This window comes from Neobacillus drentensis, assembly GCF_036962125.1.
GTDB lineage: Bacteria > Bacillota > Bacilli > Bacillales > Cytobacillaceae > Neobacillus > Neobacillus drentensis_B.
Window position 1 is genome coordinate 1 of sequence record NZ_JBALOA010000011.1, and the last position, 19,468, is coordinate 19,468.

The following is a 19,468-nucleotide window of genomic DNA, read 5'->3' on the forward strand; positions in this document are numbered from 1 at the left end:
ACCGTGAGCGGCGGAATCCACGCTCTGTTTGGTGGAATAAATCCCAGTCTTGGCAGGATCCGTTCCAAATTCGGCGGAATCCCACCAAGAATAGGCGGAATACCCACCCACTCACCACACCACCCACTCAAAATCACATACAAGACAGTAAATGTAAAAAGGAAAGAGGACCCAAAATGAACAAGTCGCAATTATATCCGGATTCACCACTAACCGGCCAGGAATTTTCAGAACTTGATAAAACAATTATTGAGTCAGCACGCAGACAGCTTGTTGGACGGCGTTTTATCGAGTTATATGGACCACTCGGCCGTGGGATGCAAAGCATCGCAAATGATATCTTTATCGAAAACCAGGAAGCAAAAATGGACTACCAAGGTTCTTTTGATACCATTGTTGAATCAAGTAAACGAGTAAACCTTACCATTCCGTTACTATATAAGGATTTCATCCTCTATTGGCGTGATATTGAACAGGCGAAGTCACTCGATATACCCATTGATTTTTCACCAGCAGCCAATGCAGCCCGAGACGTTGCCAATCTAGAAGATCAGATGATTTTTCATGGGGCCAAGGAATTTGATATTCCTGGATTAATGAATGTCCAAGGCAGGCTGACACACTTAATCGGCGAATGGTATGAATCAGGTACCGCTTTTCAGGATGTTGTCGAGGCACGAAACAAACTTCTCGAAATGAACCATCATGGTCCGTTTGCGCTTGTGTTATCACCAGAGCTGTATTCCCTTATTCATCGTGTTCATAAGGATACCAATGTGTTAGAAATTGAACATATCCGTGAGCTCGTGACAGATGGCGTGTTCCAATCCCCTGTTTTAAAAGGGAAAACAGGAGTAATTCTCAACACTGGGCGAAACAATCTGGACCTTGCCGTTTCCGAGGATTTTGATACAGCCTACTTGGGTGTGGAAGGGATGAATCATCCATTCCGAGTATATGAAACAGCAGTTTTGCGAATTAAACGCCCTGGTGCCATTTGTACCCTTGAGGCAATTGAGGATTAATTAAATGAACCATCGAGTATTTACTGTAGGCTCACTCATTCCTGGCAAGATTGCTACTGTGCTGAACTCAACACATCGGCCTATCGTTGACAAAGAAGAAGCTGCACACCAATCTCATCTAGAGAAAATAATCGTAGTTCAAGGATCAAATAGATTTGAGATCATGCCTGCTCAGGGGAAGCTGCTTGAGGTTGCTCTAAACCAAGGGAAGTCCATCAAATACAAATGCCAGAAGGGAACCTGTGGACAATGTACGGTCCAGGTTCTGCAAAGTACACGGCTCTCACAGCCAAATGAACAAGAGCAAAAAAAGCTTGGCACTGAACTAAACAACGGCTATCGATTAGCGTGCCAGGCGGTCATTCAATAAACAAAAAAACGAGGTACACACCGAAATGTGACCTCGTTTTTATTATGCATACAATTGCACTATTTTATCTTCTAGTGGAAACGGAAGTGAAATATTGTGATTCCTCAATTCCTTCACACTAATATCACGCACAAGTTTCAACGCTTCTTTTTTAAAGGAACTTGTTACAAATCCAGCATTCACTTCACATAGCTTCTGTAGATATTTCAATGTATCATTCAACAGGTATTGTTTAATAAACGTATTATTTAGCTGGCAAATTAATTTGTGGCGCAACCCCTTGATGACCGCAATCTGATCGACATGGGCAATGACGTTAGCACCATCCTGATCGATAAAACCAACTGATAAAAACTGTCCTTTTGAGAGATCCACATTAGTAAACACGGGGTTTAAATAGGTTTCACCTGATAATAATCGAATCGAATCAGCTTCTGCCGCACCGCCGATTTTACGTTGATTTGAAATAACCGTGTGAATATCCTTCAACCCATATAGCATGTTAAACATGTTGTATCCCCCTTCAATATGATATCGATAAGCTCATATTAAAGATAATGAGAATCATTGTCAATGGGTGTCAGGCACCAAACTTTGAAGTTTATTTGAACAAAATAGGAATTTTATAAATTCATAGATTGGTAACATTTTGGTCAAAATTTCGTCTATAATGAATGTAATAAATAAAAAACAACAAAGAGGGATTGATCAATGGGGAATCTTAAAAGTGGTTGGTCGAAGGGGACGATAATCGCTGTTATTGCCGTTGGTTTTTTGTTTGCTGGAATATTTGTTAGTAATTATTTTCAAGCAAGAGCTGCAGGCAGTGAATCCAACAATCACTTAAAAAATGAAGCAACAAATTTGCCAGTAAAAAAAGATGCGTCACCACAAACAATTGTGCAGAACACCAATGATTTAAGGCGGGAAAAGGAATTCATGCAAAAGCAGCAAAAGGCTGCTATTCATTGGAGAAATGAGCAAGAACGAGAGATTAGTAAGGTGCCAGATCATAAGACTACAGATATAGCTGCAGCAAACCCCACCACAAAAGATAAACTAACTACTTCTCAATCACCGGCCAAGAAATCAAATGCAACTCCAATTAAAAAAACTAATTTACAAACAAAAAAAATAGTCTATTTAACTTTTGATGATGGTCCAGCACCATTTTCGGATAAGATTATCAAACTACTGGAAAAGTATCAATTTAAAGCGACCTTTTTTATGATTGACGGGAATATTAAAAGATATCCTGAAGCGGTAAAATTAATGACTAGGACAGGTGAAACGGTTGGATTACATAGTGTATCTCACAGTCAAAAGCAATTTTATAAGTCTAAAAAAACAGTTCTAAGTGAATTAACCCAAAACCGAAACACCTTAAAGTCAGTTTCAGGTGTTAACTCATTTATTATGAGAACTCCATACGGAAGTGCACCATACATGACCAATGAGTATAAAAAGGCCGTTAAGCAAAATGGATACATCATGTGGGATTGGAATATTGATAGTAAGGATTGGTATTATAAGGATAAGCGCTATGTCAAAAGCGTAATTGAACAAATAAAACAGAAGAAACATCAAAATGGACCGCTGGTAATCCTTTTACATGAGCGTAAGGAAACACTTGCCCATTTGCCAAAACTTCTAGATTATTTAAAAAAGCATGGATATGAAGGCAAACCAATTGAAAAAACTACAGTGCCTGTTCAATTTTGAGATAAGACAAAATACCTGCCGATTTGATATAATGGCGATATGATTAAAAATTTTTCATGTGAATTTTAGTGAAGATAATGGGGACCGATAATAGCCTATGATTAATAAACTATTGCAGAGTACAGGTTTTAAGCGAATATCTATTTTTGTCCTACTTGCCATTGCTATCTATGCAATGAAGTCAATGATTAATTTGATTTTACTTACATTCATTTTTGCCTTTCTCATGGACCGATTAGTGCATTTCATTGAAGGTAAAATACCGATTAACCGAAAGTTGATTGTTGTTATTTCTTATGCGAGTATAGTGGGCTTGCTTTCTTATGGTCTAGTCATGTACCTGCCAATGATTGCCGGTGAAATTACTGCATTAATCAAGCAGTTAACAGCCTTTTATACGTCGAAGCATGATAATTTTATCCTCAATTATATCGTAACCCGACTGGAAGAAATTAAGATCTCAAGTTACTTAGAGCAAGGCTTTACTTTCGTATTAAAGTACTTTACTGATATTAGTAAAATTGGTTTGCAAGTTCTATTAGCACTATTAATGAGTTTGTTCTTTTTATTAGAAAAACCGCGCTTGATTGTCTTTACAAAGAAATTCAGAAAAAGTAAGATTGCACCTGTTTACTCCGAAATTGAATTTTTTGCAAAGAAGTTTGTTGGTACATTCGGTAAGGTAATCGAAGCCCAACTGATTATTGCGGTTGTAAACTGTATCTTAACTACAATCTCCTTATGGATACTGGATTTTCCACAGCTGGGCGGATTATCAATTATGATTTTCATCTTGGGCCTTATCCCAGTTGCAGGTGTGATTATCTCAATCATTCCGCTAGCTATCATCGCCTATAGTATTGGCGGCTTAATGACAGTCCTTTATGTCGGTATTGCGATTATGATTATTCATGGCATCGAAGCCTATATTCTCAATCCAAACTTAATGAGTTCAAAGACAAATCTTCCCGTTTTCTATACTTTCCTTGTCTTGATTTTCTCCGAGCACTTTTTTGGTGTGTGGGGGCTAATCGTCGGGATTCCTGTCTTTGTATTCTTGTTAGATGTTTTAGAAGTGACCGAGAGTAAATAAAGTTGGACAAAAAAGCCCATGCTGAGGGCTTTTTTGTTTATACTAAAGATAAATAAATAAGGGGGGACAAGATATGAGCGAATGTAAGCTAGATCATACCCATGAAGATGTAAAAAGTAAATTTGAATCACAGGGACCCTTTCTCCCAGAAGAGATGAAGCCACTATTTCATCAGTTTTTTGAAAAAGAGCATACTCAGGATTTATTAAATGAAGTATTCCATTTGCTGAAAAAATATGATTTAGCATCGGAAGAGGAAAAAGAGAACCGAAATAATCGCCTTTTTTTGGTGCTTAAAAACGTATAAAAAGAAGGGCCTTCCTGGCTAGGGGGCCCTTTTGCTTTTCTTAACATATACACGTTTTTCTTTTTACACCAATCTTATTGCGCAATTCGATTTTTTTAATATAATCGGTGGCGATTGGCACTTTGCATGCTGTTTGACCGACATTCACATGAACTTTTCCAATAGTGTCAGCCACTTCAACAGCCTCGTTATGGAGTTCCTTTACATAGGCACCGGTACTAATCACAAATCCATTCATGACGTATTTTACCCGGTTTCTTTCCGCATGGATAGTTGTTTCTATCTGGTGAAGGAGGCCGCGAATTTCTTCGATATCGAGCTGTTCATCAGGCGTAATCGATAAATAGTTGGCGTATGTATTCCATCCGCAAACAGCAATCATTTCTTCATCAGATTGGATCCATTCTCTTGCCAGTTCCAAGGCATAATCACTTTCTGCTGCCACTCCCGCCACCGTATATTCAGCAAGCAGGTACCAGTTTGCTTTCGTTGCCCACGTTTGAAGCGTGTCTTTTTTTATCAATTTTGGATTAACAGAAAGTCCTGCTAAATACATTGCATCATGATTGCCTGTATTATATAGCTCCAGCGCTAGTTCCTGATCCTTTTTTACATACTTGACGAGCTTTTTTAAATCGCCAATTTTCACCCCAAAGAATGTCCCCTGTGCACCATGATTGATAAATGTTTTCCTTGTTTGATCAGATCCTAGCTCAGCGAGTTTCCACATAATTTCATCTAAAGTCATCGTCTATCCTCCAATGCCTTGTTTATTTTATTGTAACACGATGGTGGAAAAGTTCCCTTTTGTTGCCATAATTTATTGAAGTTATTTATAATGAAAGAGGTTATTTTTGAAAATATTAAGAAAAGCAAAGTTATGAAAAGAAAAGAGGACAAAATGAGCGAACTATTGCAATTATTAAAACGTGGCAATAAATCTGCCATGCTGGCGGCAATTATTAATACGATTATTTCCATTATTAAAGGTGTAGCCTTTATATTTACAGGCAATGTAGCGATGTTTGCTGAGACGATGCACAGTCTTGGAGATGCGGCGAACCAGTTTTTTGTTTTTATTGGCTCCGCCCTTAGTAAAAAGGCACCGACAGAAAAATATCCAAACGGGTTTGGCCGTTTAGTCAACCTTGTTCTTTTGGGTGCCGTGCTTATTGTCGGAATTATGGCGTTTGAAACAATAAAAGAGGGATACCACCATGTGGTTCATCCAACCAAGTCGAGCGGTTTTATTATTAACATAGTCGTCTTAGCGGTTGCAACCCTTCTTGAAACGTTCGTGTTATTTAAGGCGATGAAGGAAATATTACATGATATCGAAATTGAAGCAAGCGGGCTTCAGGTGTTTACTAAAAGCTTAGCCAATTTGGGAAAAGCCAAACCTGCTACCAAGCTTGTTTTTATGGAGGATCTTGTGGCAACCATGGGTGGGGTGTTAGCGATTATTGCCGTCGTTATTTCCCGCTTTACAGGATTCCACCAAATTGAAGGGATTGCCTCTATTTTAATCGGTGCGTTAATGTTCTTTGTAGTAGGACGAGTATTTTTGGATAATGCCGCAGGGGTTCTTGGTCAGGCGGACGAAGAAATGGAAAATAAGATTGGCATGCTTGTAATGGAAGACCCTGATGTCAAGGATATTCAAGATATCACCGTCATCAAAGAGGGCGAGGACCTGCATGTGGAATTAGAGATTGAGGTCGACCCAAGTCTAACAGTCGCAGCTGCCGACGATATTAAAGATCGTCTCGAGGAAAAAATTATGGCTGAAAAAGGTGTCGTCGATGTCACGATTGAGTTTGACGAAGAAGATGATGTGAAGTCATGGCAGTCACGGAGTAAAACAATGGTCGAAAAGTAATTGGCTGGATTGAAGAATAAAAAATTATACGTATGGGAATCTATCAGTAAGGCTTTTTTAGGAGGCAGCATATTGGTGGAACACAACATAAGATTATCAAGTTCTGAAATGGGTTCATTATGGGCCATCTATATACAAGAGAATATGACGGTGTGTTTACTTACTTATTTTCTCCATCATAATGTAGATGAGGAGATAGGGGAGGTCCTTCAGCAGGCTTATGTCCATTCTGAAAGCCATCTCCAAACCATTACATCCATATTTAATAAGGAAGGGATCCCAATCCCTGATGGATTTACAACTGAGGATCTTGATTTAACAGTTCCACCGCTATTTTATGATCCATTCAGCTTAAGCTTTGTTTACTCCTTGAGCCGACTAGGGATGATTAACACAGGTTTTATTACTGCCAATGTAGCGAGAGAAGATGTCATGGATTTTTTTGTTACGATGGTCCAAGAATCTTCGAAGTTATATCAGCAATCCACGAAGCTAATGCTTTCAAAGGGAGTATATGATCGGCCGCCGATGATTCCTTATCATAAAGAAGTTAGATACATTGAAAAGTTGTCCTATATAAGTGCGATTGGGAAAAAAAGACCGTTAAATGCAGCTGAACTGACGGAGATTTTTTTTAATACCGAACGGAATTACTTTTCAATATTATTATGCATGGGTTTACTTCAAGTAGTTAAGGACAAAGAAATTCACAACTATATTGAAGAAGGCAAAAAAATTTCCGAAGAGCAGATTAGAACCTTTAATGATATTCTCATGAGGGAGGAATTGCTCGGGAATGTCTCGACAAGTATGGAAGTTACGGATTCAACGGAATCTCCTTTTTCCGATCGACTTGTGGTTACACTCTTCCATTCACTTAATGCGATTGATATCACACTAATTGGTCATGCGTTGTCCTTGTCCATGAGATCGGACCTAGCTGCCTATTATCAAAAATATATTATAGAAATATTAACTTATTCAGCTAAAGGTTTTGATTTAATGGTCGATCGCGGTTGGGCCCAGTTACCCCCACACGCACCGAGCCGGAGAGATCTTCAGAAATTGTAAAAGGTTCGCGGGATTTCCCGCGAACCTTTGTTATCGTCCAGCTCCAGCGCCTAGGGGCTCGGGGTCATAAGCCCCTGAACAAGGCGCTTCCGCTTTGGTTATTCCCAAGGCTTATGTATGGTCAGCACGTTAGCGAGTTCTTTGCTGCTTTTTCGGTGTTCTTTTCGCTTTTCTGCTCGTTCTTTCCCTGTTTCAAATAACTTTTTCTCTTCTTCGGTTTCTGGAATGATCTGCGGAACCTTAGTCGGTTTCCCGTTGTCATCTAATGCAACAAAGGTTAAAAAAGCAGTAGCAGCAATTTTTCTGTCACCTGACATTAGATTCTCTGCAATCACTTTAACGAAAATTTCCATCGAAGAGGTTCCAGTCGAAGAGACAAATGTTTCAATGCAAACAGAATCCTTCGGAGTGATTGGACTAAGAAAATCAACTGAATCAATCGATGCCGTCACACACTCCGCTCGAGAATGTCTCCCAGCTGAAATCGAGGCAATCATATCGATATCACTGATTAACTTTCCGCCGAATAATGTATTATGGTTATTCACATCATTAGGAAAAATCCTGCTCGTCCTTACGACTCGGGATTCATTACATGTTTTTGATTCCATCTATATACCCTCCCAAAAAATTGTCTAAAGTTAATTTACCCCCAACTCCATTATTCTTTTCATTTTTAGTGAAATCAGAGTATTTGTGGTACATTATTTACTATATCATTGTTAGTCAGGAGGTAAAATGGAATGAACTTGCAAGCACAAATTATCAAAGCTTTAAATGTAAAGCCGAACATTCAACCACAAGAAGAAATTCGCAAGCGAATCGACTTTTTGAAAAATTATCTGGTCAAAACGAAGGCAAAGGGCTATGTGCTGGGAATAAGTGGTGGTCAGGACTCGACTCTAGCTGGACGGCTTGCCCAATTGGCTGTGGAAGAACTGCGCTCAGAAGGAACAGATGCTTTGTTTATCGCTGTACGTCTCCCTTATGGAGTCCAACAAGATGAGGAAGACGCGAAGCGTTCGTTAGCTTTTATTCGTGCAGACCGTGAGTCCGTCTTTAATATCAAATCATCAGTAGATGAAGTCCAAAAAGAATATGATAGCAACGATCAAGGGACAACCCTCAGTGATTATCAAAAAGGGAATGTTAAGGCTAGGATGAGAATGATTGCTCAATATGCTATCGGTGGTATGGAAGGACTGCTTGTAATTGGAACAGATCATGCAGCAGAAGCAGTAACAGGATTCTATACGAAGTATGGCGATGGCGGAGCGGATATTCTTCCATTGAGCGGACTATCGAAACGGCAGGGAAAAGCTTTATTAAAAGAGCTTGGAGCTGAAGAACGCTTATATCTAAAAACACCAACTGCCGACCTACTGGACCAAAAGCCTGGTCAAGCTGATGAAACTGAATTAGGCATTTCCTATGATGAACTCGATGACTTTTTGGAAGGAAGAGCAGTTTCATCAGAAGTCGCTGCCAAAATAGAACAGCGCTACCTTATGACAGAACATAAACGCCAGCTTCCAGCTACGATCTTTGATGAATGGTGGAAATGATTTAGACAAGCGTCTGCCTAAATGGCAGGCGCATTTTTTAAAGATATGTTAAATTCTAAAAATTCATAAAAAGTCTATATTTTACCAAGTTATTACGACTCTCCCACATTTATAATGTAATTAATAATTCTGAGTGAATAGGGTGAGTATGAATGAAAACAAACTTAACAGAAGGTAAATTTCTTATTTATACCACGTTAGCCGTTCTCCTGCTCATGGCCACCCATGTATTCCAACCTCAAATTAGTACGATCTACAATCCTAAAAACTACGTTGGTTTTCATACACTCTTAGAATCTTTCAGTATTTCTATTTCAGCGTCGATAATGTTATATGGACTAAAAAAGTTTGGTGCAACAAGGTCGAGTCGAATGTTACTTTTGGGCGTTACATTTTTCTTAGTTGGTACCCTTGATTTACTTCATACACTCTCCTTTAAAGGCATGCCATATTTTATTACTGAGAGTTCAATTGCAAAAGCCACCTGGTTTTGGATTTCCGCACGTTTAATCCAATCGCTGCTAATTTTTTCTATTTTACTAATTCCCGACCGAATACTGAAAAGGGATTACCGTGCCGGGGTACTCAGCTTGGGCTTAATCATCGTATTCCTGATTGGATTCTCAATCATTAATTATGAAAATAGCCTTCCACTGCTTGTCGTTGAAGGAAGGGGTACAACCCTATGGAAGAATGGATTAGAGTATATTGTTAGCCTGATTCAATTCGGGTCGTTAATGGTTGCTTTATTTCAATACCATATCGAAAAACGTGAGGAAAAATTAGCAATTGCCTTAGCATTTGTCTTTCTGCTATTAACAGAATTAATTTTTACCATCTATCAAAGTGTCTTTGATTTAGATAATTTTTCGGGTCATATATTTAAGGCATTTGGTTTCTATTTCATTTTAAAAAGCTTTTACTTCTCGCCTTCACCCAATCACGAAAATCTAAGAGAGCAGGACAATGAGCAGCTATTAAAGGAACTTCCTGGTTTTGTTTTTAAAGCAGCGAAAAAGGGTAATCAATTTATCCTTACCGTCCTAGAAGGAAATATGCTCAGTCAAATTGATTTATACAAAGAAGAGGTCATTAACCGCTCGTTAACAGAGGTTTTCTCTTCTAGTAATGGTACTTTAAATGAATATTGTCACCTGTCTTTACGTCTTCAGGAAAATATCCGATTTGAAATGGAATACATGGAAAAATCTTTGCTTATTTCCATTAAACCTGCTATTGATGAGGATGAAAAAGAGACTATAATAGGAACAGTAATCGATATGACAGGAATTCATCAACTTCCTGTGCCGAAAAGAAATCAAAAAGTAGAGATAAACAACCTTCAAAAAATAGTAATGTAATCAGTTTTCAAAGGTTACTTGCTATTTTTTTTGCATTACTACCCTAATACTTTATCAGGATAAAATTTCACGTTGACACCTAATGTTCCGGGCCTTATATTTAATGAAGTAAAATCAATATTTATTCAGTTTAATGACTAAAAAAGCACTATTTTAAGATAATTTAAAAAGATGAAAAGAGGGATGACACCTTGGGGAACGCAAATAAATTAGGATTCTGGGTATTAACCGCTCTTGTAGTTGGAAACATGGTGGGTTCTGGGATTTTTATGCTGCCAAGTTCACTATCCGAAGCAGCAAGTCCAGCCGGCGTTATTTCAGCATGGCTCGTAACAGGATTCGGAGTATTAATGACAGCTCTGGTGTTTGGTAACCTTGCGATTCGAAAACCAAACATAACAGGTGGTCCGCAAATTTATGCGAAGGAACTTTTTAAACCAGGTTCTCATGCTTCTACCTTATCAGGCTTTATGTCATCTTGGGGTTATTGGATTGGTAACCTCGCCGGTAATGTCGCGATGATTACAACTTTTGCTGGTTATCTATCAACCTTTTTCCCGATTTTAACGAGCCAAGCGGATTGGTTTGCAGTTGGTGGTTTTACGCTAAAGGTTGGAAATGGCTTCACCTTTATTGTCTGTTCTGTACTGCTTTGGGGAACTCACTTTATCATTCTGCGTGGGATGGAAAGTGCCGGAAAGCTGAATTTCCTAGCAACTGCAGCTAAAGTTGCCGGATTTTTTATTTTTATTATTGTTGGGTTATTTGCATTTGAAAAAAGTAATATGCTTCCTTTTATGGCCACTAGAATGGATGAGGCTCGCCATGCTATTGGCATGATGAGCCAAGTAAAGAATGCAGCTGTTAATACTTTATGGGCATTTATTGGGGTAGAATCTGCGGTTGTGTTTGCATCGCGAGCGAAACAACAAATGGATGTGAAAAGGGCGACGATTCTGGGCTTATTTATTGCCCTTGCGATTTATATTGGCATTAGCACCTTGGTTATGGGCATGTTGGATCAAAACACACTTATTCACTCAGACAAGCCTTTGATTGATGCGATTTCATCGGTTTTAGGACCTATTGCTGGAAAGGCATTAGCCGCTATTGGGCTAATCAGTTTATTTGGGTCAACGATTGGCTGGTTAATGCTAAGTGCGGAAGTACCATATCAAGCGGCGAAACAAGGATTATTCCTTCCTTCTTTCAAAAAAGAAAACAAAAAGGGCTTGCCGTTGTTTTCAATGATTGTTTCGAATAGTTTAGGACAACTGTTTATTTTCTCAACAATATCTAAATCCATTTCAGATGCCTTTGGCTTCGTGATTGTCATTGCCACTTTATCCTACTTAGTCCCCTACTTTATTTCATCTGTATACCAGTTGAAATTAGTAATTACTGGGGAGACCTATGCAGGAGATCGTTCTAGAATTGGAGATGGGATCATTGCATTGCTGTCGACCATTTATTCTGTTTGGGTCATTATCGCAGGAACAGCAGACATTAAAACCTTCACCTATGGGATGATATTGATTGCGAGTGGAATCCTCTTTTATGGACCGCTATGGAGAGGGAGAAAGTCCGCAAACGTTGAACAGAAGAAAGCTTTATCAGCATAATTATTTTTTAACCTATCAGATTTTCTCTGATGGGTTTTTATTTTTTTTAAAAGGGTAAAATAATCTTAATTTCGTAAACAGGTTTCCTTCGATAGAAGTAAAACAATGTGATAAAACCAATCAAAATTAGGAGGTTTTACCGATGAGAAAACTTACAATTATTTTTGCACTATTGTTAAGCTTTATGCTAGTTCTTTCAGCATGCGGTAAGGATGATAAAGCAAATAAAGGTAAAAAGGAAACTGAGAAAAAGACTGCTGAATCAGCAGATTTATTAAAAACAATAAAGGATAAAGGAACGCTGTTAATTGGAACAGAGGGTACCTACCCTCCCTTTACTTTCCATGATACAAGTGGCAATCTAACTGGATTTGATGTCGATCTTGCAACTGAAGTTGCCAAACGAATCGGAGTTAAACCTGATTTTAAAGAAACCCAGTGGGATGCGATGTTTGCAGGCTTAGATGCGAAACGGTTTGATATGATTGCTAACGAGGTTGGAATTCGTCCAGACCGTCAGAAAAAGTATGATTTCTCGGACCCATATATTACGTCAGCAGGAGTCCTGATTACTCATAAAGATAACGATAAAGTTAAAGCATTTGAAGATATTAAAGGATTGAATGCGGCTCAATCGTTGACAAGTAATTACGGAGATATGGCTAAAAAATATGGCGCTAAACTAGTTGGGGTGGATGGTTTCCAACAATCAGTTGAACTCCTTGCCCAAAAACGTGTGGATGTGACGATTAACGATAAACTTTCCTATTTAGATTATAAAAAACAAAAACCAGATGCGCCAATCAAGATTGTCGATACTGCCAATGATGCTTCTTCAAGCGGTTTTATGTTTAGAAAGAAAAGTGACACACTTGTTGACGAAGTAAATAAAGCGCTCAAAGAAATCGTCGATGATGGCACGTACAAAAAAATCTCCGAGAAGTGGTTTGGTGAAGATGTACTTAAATAGTATTTTTGCTGACCCAGAAAGAGTGGATCGATTAATTGAGATTGCGAAAACTTCCCTCCAGCCGATGCTGGAGGGTGCTGTTATGAACACAATACCATTAACGATTATTTCTTTTATCATTGGAATTATATTGGCAGTGTTGACTGCGCTTGGCCGAATTTCTCAAGTGAAGATTTTTCAAGTAATGGCCAGAATTTATGTATCAGCGATTCGTGGAACGCCATTACTGGTCCAGTTATTTATTATTTTTTATGGACTTCCCAATATAGGTGTTACCTTGGATCCTTTTATATCCGCGGTCATTGGCTTTTCCTTAAGTGTGGGTGCATATGCATCTGAAATCATTCGAGCGGCGATTATTTCCATTCCAAAGGGTCAGTGGGAAGCGGCTTTCTCAATTGGAATGACCTATACCCAAGCCTTAAAAAGAATCATTCTTCCGCAGGCTGCAAGAGTATCCGTACCGCCATTATCAAATTCGTTTATTAGTCTTGTAAAAGACACTTCTCTTGCATCAGTTGTGCTTGTAACAGAGATGTTTCGCCGTGCCCAAGAAATTGCTTCAACCACCTATGAATTTTTATTGGTATACGTAGAAGCAGCACTACTTTATTGGGTCATTTGCTTTTTCCTTTCGATCCTACAAGGATTCTTGGAAAAGAGACTGGACCGGTACACGTCTTAATGAGGGAGATTTACGATGATTTCAATTAAAGGATTATATAAGCAATTTGGTCAATTAGAAGTTTTAAAAGGGATTGACCTCGTCGTTGAAAAAGGGAAAGTAGTCGTGATAATCGGCCCGTCTGGTTCTGGGAAGACAACGATGCTCCGCTGTTTGAATGTATTGGAGACGCCGACAAAAGGTGTCCTTTCGATTGAGGGACAAAGCTTGGACTTTTCTAAAGCTGTTTCGAAAAAGAATATTGCTTCATTTCGCCGCTTAACGGGAATGGTTTTTCAAAGTTATAATCTTTTTCCGCACAAAACAGCTCTTCAAAATGTGATGGAAGGGCCCATCATTGTTAAAGGTGAAAATAAAGAATCAGCACGGAAAAAAGCACAGGCTTTACTTGAAAAGGTTGGCTTAGGAGATAAAGTGGGTTACTTTCCGGTACAACTTTCAGGCGGTCAGCAGCAACGTGTCGGTATTGCCCGGGCATTAGCGATGGAACCCGAGGTTATGCTATTTGATGAGCCGACGTCTGCTCTTGATCCTGAACTTGTGGGTGAGGTGTTAAAAGTTATGAAGGACCTCGCGGCGGAAGGAATGACGATGATCGTTGTTACCCATGAAATGCGGTTTGCCCGTGAAGCTGCTGATGAAGTCATTTTTATGGATCAGGGTAGAATTGTCGAGCGGAACAAGCCAGAAGCAATCTTTACCAAACCAAAAGAAGAACGAACAAGGAAGTTCCTGAATATGATTCAATAAGGTGTTGTAGCTAAGTGCTATGGCACTTTTTTATTTTTGGGGGAGAAAGCAGTGTTCATAGATTCTCCTTATTAGCATGGCAGGATTTCGACAAGTATTATCGAAAACTAGTACTAACCGGAAAATTTTTAGAAAAAAGTGAAACTTTTCCATAATCTAACCGTATTTAAGGTAGATACATAAGAAGGGATGGATGCGTATGGATGAGGTGTGGTGGTTTAATAAAAGTACTTTAAATGAATAAGAAGGATGGATGCGCATGGAACCTTTCAGCATTCCGTTAGAGACCATTTATTTATATGGATTAATTATTTCAGGAGTATTAACCGTTTTGTATGTTTTGTTTGCTGATGTCTTTCATTTTCATGGACCAGGTGACGGAATGGAATTCCTTAACCCTGTCTTAATCTTTGCATTCATTACGATTCTGTCCGCATGCGGTTATTTGTTTGAACGGTTATCTTCAATCCATTATTTACTTATCTTGGGCATATCAGCAGTGGCTGCTTTTATTGTTGTCGCTTTGTTAAATGTCTTTGTCCTCGTCCCGCTTTCTTCTGCAGAAGAGTCACTTGTCTATAAAGAATCAGATTTACAAGGACGGATCGGCACGGTGATCACTTCGATCCCTGTTGATGGCTATGGAGAGGTCATGATTGACAGTACGAGCGGAAGGATTGCCAAGCCGGCGTCAAGCTTTGATAAGGACTCGATTCCAAGTGGCGCAAAAGTGCTGGTTGTGCAGGTGAAGAATGGTGTCCTCGAGGTCACAGTACACCAAGAATTAGAAAGTCTTTTATAGGGGGTTTTAGGAAATGGAGTTTAATATTATTTGGATTATTATCGGAATTGTTGCACTTATTCTACTTGCGTTAATTGGTGTTTTTATTACAAAATATAGAACTGCCGGGCCAGATGAGGCTTTGATTGTGACAGGGAGCTTTCTTGGGAATGGGAATGTACATGTCGACGAATCTGGAAATAAAATTAAAATCATCCGTGGCGGCGGTACGTTTATTTTACCAGTTTTCCAACAGGCAAAGCCGCTTAGCTTATTATCAAGTAAATTAGAAGTTACAACCCCCGAAGTCTACACGGAGCAGGGCGTACCTGTTATGGCAGATGGGGTAGCGATTATTAAAATAGGCGGCTCCATTAGTGAAATTGCTACGGCTGCTGAACAGTATCTTGGAAAGCCAAGGGAGGATCGTGAAAGTGAAGCTCGTGAAGTTCTTGAAGGTCACTTACGGTCGATACTAGGCTCGATGACGGTCGAAGAAATCTATAAAAATCGCGATAAATTTTCACAAGAGGTCCAACGGGTAGCCTCACAGGATTTGGCTAAAATGGGCTTAGTCATTGTCTCCTTTACGATTAAGGACGTCCGTGATAAAAATGGTTACCTTGAATCCCTTGGGAAACCGCGGATTGCTCAAGTAAAACGAGATGCTGATATTGCTACAGCTGAAGCGGATAAAGAAACACGGATTAAAAAGGCAGAGGCTGCTAAGGAAGCCAAGAAGAATGAGTTAGAGCGGGCAACAGAAATTGCTGAGGCAGAAAAAGTCAATCTCTTAAAAATTGCTGAGTACCGCCGTGAACAAGATGTTGCCAAAGCACGAGCGGACCAGGCTTACGATCTTGAAAGTGCACGTTCGAAGCAGGAAGTAATGGAGCAGGAAATGCAAATTAAGATCATTGAAAGACAAAAACAAATCGAGTTAGAAGAAAAAGAAATTCAGCGCCGCGAACGGCAATATGATTCAGAAGTTAAGAAAAAGGCAGACGCGGACCGGTATTCCGTGGAACAATCAGCAGCGGCAAATAAGGCCAAAGAAATGGCTGAAGCTGAGGCCAATAAGTACCGGATTGAAGCAATGGCCAAGGCGGAAGCTGAACGGATTCGATTGGATGGTCTTGCCAAAGCAGAGGCGCAAAAAGCGCAGGGTTCAACAGAAGCTGAAATTATTCGCCTCAAAGGTTTAGCCGAAGCAGAAGCAAAGGAAAAGATCGCTGAAGCCTTCGAGCAATTCGGTCAAGCGGCCATCCTCGATATGATTATTAAAATGTTGCCTGAATATGCGAAGCAGGTAGCAAGTCCATTAGCTAATATTGATAAAATTACCGTAGTTGATACGGGGGGCTCTGGAGAAAGTGGCGGGGCAAACAAAATCACCAGCTATGCAACCAACTTAATGGCGAGCCTTCAAGAGTCGCTTAAGGCTTCGAGCGGTATTGATGTGAAGGAGCTCATTGAAAACTATTCAGGAAAAGGCAATGTTAGACAAAGCATTGAACATTTAACTGACGAAGTGAAGAAAAAAGCAGAATAGATTAAAAAAAATCCTTATCGCCTATGATAAGGATTTTTTTTTGTAGGTAAAAAGAATTAAATTTCGGAATTCGGAATAATAGGATTTTTAATAAAAAAATGAGTTTTGGGTCAATTACTCCTATAAAATTACTCATTGATTCAGGTGAAATGACTCAGTGGACTAGGAAAAAATGGATTTTTATAATCGGTTATATCTAAAAATCCACCTTATTAACATAAAATTTAAAATATTTACAATATTAATTCTTGTTGTTAAAATTCAAATCAGACTATTCAGAAAACACTTACAACATATTAATTATTAGGGGGTTACATCGTGAAGAAGAAAAGCGGATTAAAAGTTTTATCCAGCGTTGCTGCTACAACACTAGTGGCAACGACATTATTTGCCGGTTCTTTTGCTGGACCAAAAGCATCGCCCGTGTCTGCTAAAACTGTATACGCTGCAGAATCGGCACCGATTGACTTGAATGTTGTTGATCAGGACAGACTAGCAAAGTCATTGCAAAAAAGAGGACTAATTTCTAAGAATGCTAGTCAAGAAGAAGTAGCAAAAGCAGTAAAAGCCTACATAAAGAAAAAACAGGGTGAAAAGCCCGGCAAAACGGACAAGAACCTGACAAAAGAACAAAAGGCTTTTGACCAAAAAGCAAAGGACTTTGTGACAAAGCAAAAGGACAAGCTTGCTAAGCAACTTGCTAAGGGGCACGAAAACTTTAAAAAAGGTAAGCCAAATGGAGCAGTTAAAGTTGATTCTGCGCAGCAAGCTGGTTATAACGGGGATGTTCGTGAAGATAAAGTCCTTGTGTTGCTTGTAGAATATGCTGATTTTAAGCACAACAATATTGAGCAAGAACCAGGTTACATGTACGCAGATGACTTCAACAAAGCGCATTATGAGCAAATGCTTTTTGGTGATACGGATTTCACTTTATTTAATGGTGATAAGATAAAAACATTCAAACAATATTATGAAGAGCAATCTGGGGGAAGTTATACAGTTAAAGGAACTGTTTCTGATTGGCTTCAAGTAGCTGGGAATGCAGCTGATTACGGTAGCGATAATCCTGCAGGTGGCCACGACAATGCAACGGGGACAAAAGGTCCACGTGGTCTTGTTAAAGATGCTTTAAATGCTGCTGTAAAATCAGGAATTAATTTATCAAATTTTGATGATTTGGATATCTATGACCTTGACGGTGACGGAAATATCAACGAACCTGACGGCTTGGTTGACCACTTAATGGTTCTTCATGCTGGTGTAGGCCAGGAAGCTGGCGGTGGAGCACTTGGTGACGATGCCATCTGGTCACACCGATGGACATTAAATGGTGTGTATCCAGTAGCCAACACAACAGCTTCTGTAGGTTACTGGGGCGGAAAAATGGCTGCATACGACTACACAATTGAGCCGGAAGACGGGGCTGTCGGTGTATTCGCACATGAATATGGACATGACTTAGGGGCTCCTGATGAGTATGACACACAATATACTGGTCATGGTGATACAGTTGAACAATGGTCAATCATGAGCGGAGGCAGCTGGAGTGGTAATATTGCCGGTACCCAGCCACCTAGCTTCTCACCACAAGTAAAAGAATTCTACCAAAAAACTATTGGAGGAAATTGGGCAAATATTACCGAAGTAAACTATGAAGATATCGATAAAAATGGCTTAGCAGCTGTTATCGATCAGAGTGTCACAAAATCTAAAAATCCTGGTATTGTGAAGGTAAATCTACCTGAAAAGAAGGTTCCTGGGATTGCTCCTGCATTTGGTGCTAAGTACTATTACAGTACAAAAGGTGATGACTTAGATACAGTCCTAGAAACACCAGTTTTTGATTTAACAGGTGCTACTTCTGCTAAATTTGATTACAAACAATTTTATGAGGTTGAAACTGACTATGACTACCTAACTGTAAGTGCAGTAACTGCAGATGGCAAGAGTGTAGACCTAGATGTCATTGGGGATGAGAACACTGCTGGTGGGCTCGAAACCTCTCAAGGCAAGTGGGAAGATAAATCCTTAGATTTATCACAATTTGCTGGCCAAAAAGTGAAGCTGGTTTTTGAATATGTTACTGATGGTGGACTTGCTCCAAACGGATTTGCCCTTGATAACCTTCAATTAACAGTTGATGGCAACGTGAAATTCTCTGACGATGCAGAAGGAATACCACAAGTAACATTAGATGGGTTCGAAGTTTCTGATGGCTTTATCAAAAAACCACATTATTATTACCTAGAGTGGAGAAACTACGCTGGTTCGGATACAGCGCTGCAATTCTCACGCGGTGTTAAGTATAATACTGGTTTAGTAGTTTGGTATGGTGATGATACGTTTACTGATAACTGGACTGGCGTTCACCCTGGTGAAGGATTCCTAAGTGTGGTAGATGCACACCCTGAGGCAATTATCGGTACATTAGCTGGTAAACCATCTATTAATCAAAGTGTAAGATATCAAGTGGCCGATGCAGCGTTCTCATTGGATAAGGCACCTGCATGGTATATTGATTCACCATCTCGTGGAATCTATGATTACAAAGGTCTTCCAGGAGTAACTGAATTTGATTCCACAAAAACTTACATTAATACAGTAATTCCTGATGCTGGAGTAAAAGTTCCGTCTCAGTACCCAATCAAGTTCCAAGTCATCGGCGAAGCTAAAGATAACTCCGCTGGTGCGGTTTGGATCCACAAATAAGAA

General features: G+C 39.4%; 19 protein-coding genes. 16 read left to right on the plus strand and 3 right to left on the minus strand.

Annotated features, from left to right (window positions below; all coding sequences use genetic code 11):
* Positions 1 to 176 precede the first annotated feature (176 nt).
* On the plus strand, positions 177 to 1,025 hold the full coding sequence (locus V7121_RS09800; protein ID WP_335501004.1) for a family 1 encapsulin nanocompartment shell protein: 849 nt from the start codon (positions 177 to 179) through the stop codon (positions 1,023 to 1,025).
* Positions 1,026 to 1,029: 4 nt separating this feature from the next.
* Positions 1,030 to 1,395, plus strand: coding sequence for a 2Fe-2S iron-sulfur cluster-binding protein (locus V7121_RS09805; RefSeq protein WP_335501006.1), 366 nt, complete (start codon positions 1,030 to 1,032; stop codon positions 1,393 to 1,395).
* 42 nt (positions 1,396 to 1,437) lie between these two features.
* On the opposite strand, the gene V7121_RS09810 is transcribed toward V7121_RS09805, so the two are convergent.
* Complete coding sequence (locus V7121_RS09810; protein WP_335501008.1) at positions 1,438 to 1,905, minus strand: hypothetical protein; 468 nt, start codon at positions 1,903 to 1,905, stop codon at positions 1,438 to 1,440.
* Between the two features lie 201 nt (positions 1,906 to 2,106).
* On the opposite strand from V7121_RS09810, the gene V7121_RS09815 reads away from it, so the two are divergent.
* From V7121_RS09815 to V7121_RS09825, 3 genes are all read left to right on the plus strand, one after another.
* Positions 2,107 to 3,117 (plus strand): polysaccharide deacetylase family protein, encoded by a 1,011-nt coding sequence (locus V7121_RS09815; RefSeq protein WP_335501010.1) that lies wholly within the window; start codon positions 2,107 to 2,109, stop codon positions 3,115 to 3,117.
* A 97-nt stretch (positions 3,118 to 3,214) separates the two neighbouring features.
* Positions 3,215 to 4,210 (plus strand): AI-2E family transporter, encoded by a 996-nt coding sequence (locus V7121_RS09820; protein ID WP_335501012.1) that lies wholly within the window; start codon positions 3,215 to 3,217, stop codon positions 4,208 to 4,210.
* 73 nt (positions 4,211 to 4,283) lie between these two features.
* Complete coding sequence (locus V7121_RS09825; RefSeq protein WP_335501015.1) at positions 4,284 to 4,517, plus strand: hypothetical protein; 234 nt, start codon at positions 4,284 to 4,286, stop codon at positions 4,515 to 4,517.
* Positions 4,518 to 4,557: 40 nt separating this feature from the next.
* On the opposite strand, the gene V7121_RS09830 is transcribed toward V7121_RS09825, so the two are convergent.
* A complete protein-coding gene (locus V7121_RS09830) occupies positions 4,558 to 5,265 on the minus strand; it encodes a DNA alkylation repair protein (RefSeq protein WP_335501016.1) in 708 nt (235 codons plus the stop codon).
* Between the two features lie 153 nt (positions 5,266 to 5,418).
* Between V7121_RS09830 and V7121_RS09835 the strand changes: the two genes are divergently transcribed.
* Together V7121_RS09835 and V7121_RS09840 are read left to right on the plus strand one after the other, a co-directional pair.
* Complete coding sequence (locus tag V7121_RS09835; protein ID WP_335501040.1) at positions 5,419 to 6,396, plus strand: cation diffusion facilitator family transporter; 978 nt, start codon at positions 5,419 to 5,421, stop codon at positions 6,394 to 6,396.
* 75 nt (positions 6,397 to 6,471) lie between these two features.
* On the plus strand, positions 6,472 to 7,467 hold the full coding sequence (locus tag V7121_RS09840) for a DUF3231 family protein (RefSeq protein ID WP_335546484.1): 996 nt from the start codon (positions 6,472 to 6,474) through the stop codon (positions 7,465 to 7,467).
* A 98-nt stretch (positions 7,468 to 7,565) separates the two neighbouring features.
* On the opposite strand, the gene V7121_RS09845 is transcribed toward V7121_RS09840, so the two are convergent.
* Positions 7,566 to 8,078: an acyl-CoA thioesterase gene (locus tag V7121_RS09845; RefSeq protein ID WP_335501020.1), complete on the minus strand. Its 513-nt coding sequence runs from the start codon at positions 8,076 to 8,078 to the stop codon at positions 7,566 to 7,568.
* Positions 8,079 to 8,210: 132 nt separating this feature from the next.
* Between V7121_RS09845 and nadE the strand changes: the two genes are divergently transcribed.
* From nadE to V7121_RS09890, 9 genes are all read left to right on the plus strand, one after another.
* Complete coding sequence (nadE, locus tag V7121_RS09850; protein ID WP_335501022.1) at positions 8,211 to 9,032, plus strand: ammonia-dependent NAD(+) synthetase; 822 nt, start codon at positions 8,211 to 8,213, stop codon at positions 9,030 to 9,032.
* A gap of 152 nt (positions 9,033 to 9,184) precedes the next feature.
* Complete coding sequence (locus V7121_RS09855) at positions 9,185 to 10,393, plus strand: MASE3 domain-containing protein (protein ID WP_335501024.1); 1,209 nt, start codon at positions 9,185 to 9,187, stop codon at positions 10,391 to 10,393.
* A 191-nt stretch (positions 10,394 to 10,584) separates the two neighbouring features.
* Complete coding sequence (locus V7121_RS09860) at positions 10,585 to 12,015, plus strand: amino acid permease (RefSeq protein WP_335501026.1); 1,431 nt, start codon at positions 10,585 to 10,587, stop codon at positions 12,013 to 12,015.
* A gap of 142 nt (positions 12,016 to 12,157) precedes the next feature.
* Positions 12,158 to 12,985 (plus strand): amino acid ABC transporter substrate-binding protein, encoded by an 828-nt coding sequence (locus V7121_RS09865; protein ID WP_335501028.1) that lies wholly within the window; start codon positions 12,158 to 12,160, stop codon positions 12,983 to 12,985.
* Complete coding sequence (locus V7121_RS09870) at positions 12,972 to 13,670, plus strand: amino acid ABC transporter permease (RefSeq protein ID WP_335501042.1); 699 nt, start codon at positions 12,972 to 12,974, stop codon at positions 13,668 to 13,670. Before V7121_RS09865 ends, V7121_RS09870 begins: the two co-directional genes overlap by 14 nt.
* 15 nt (positions 13,671 to 13,685) lie before the next feature.
* Positions 13,686 to 14,420, plus strand: a complete 735-nt coding sequence (locus tag V7121_RS09875; protein WP_335501030.1) for an amino acid ABC transporter ATP-binding protein — start codon at positions 13,686 to 13,688, stop codon at positions 14,418 to 14,420.
* Positions 14,421 to 14,679: 259 nt separating this feature from the next.
* Entirely contained in the window at positions 14,680 to 15,222 is a 543-nt protein-coding gene (locus tag V7121_RS09880; RefSeq protein ID WP_335501032.1) for an NfeD family protein, read from the plus strand.
* A 13-nt stretch (positions 15,223 to 15,235) separates the two neighbouring features.
* Positions 15,236 to 16,753, plus strand: coding sequence for a flotillin family protein (locus V7121_RS09885; protein ID WP_335501034.1), 1,518 nt, complete (start codon positions 15,236 to 15,238; stop codon positions 16,751 to 16,753).
* Between the two features lie 318 nt (positions 16,754 to 17,071).
* The gene (locus V7121_RS09890) at positions 17,072 to 19,465 is read left to right on the plus strand and encodes an immune inhibitor A domain-containing protein (protein WP_335501989.1); all 2,394 of its coding nucleotides are present in this window, start codon (positions 17,072 to 17,074) and stop codon (positions 19,463 to 19,465) included.
* Positions 19,466 to 19,468: the final 3 nt, after the last annotated feature.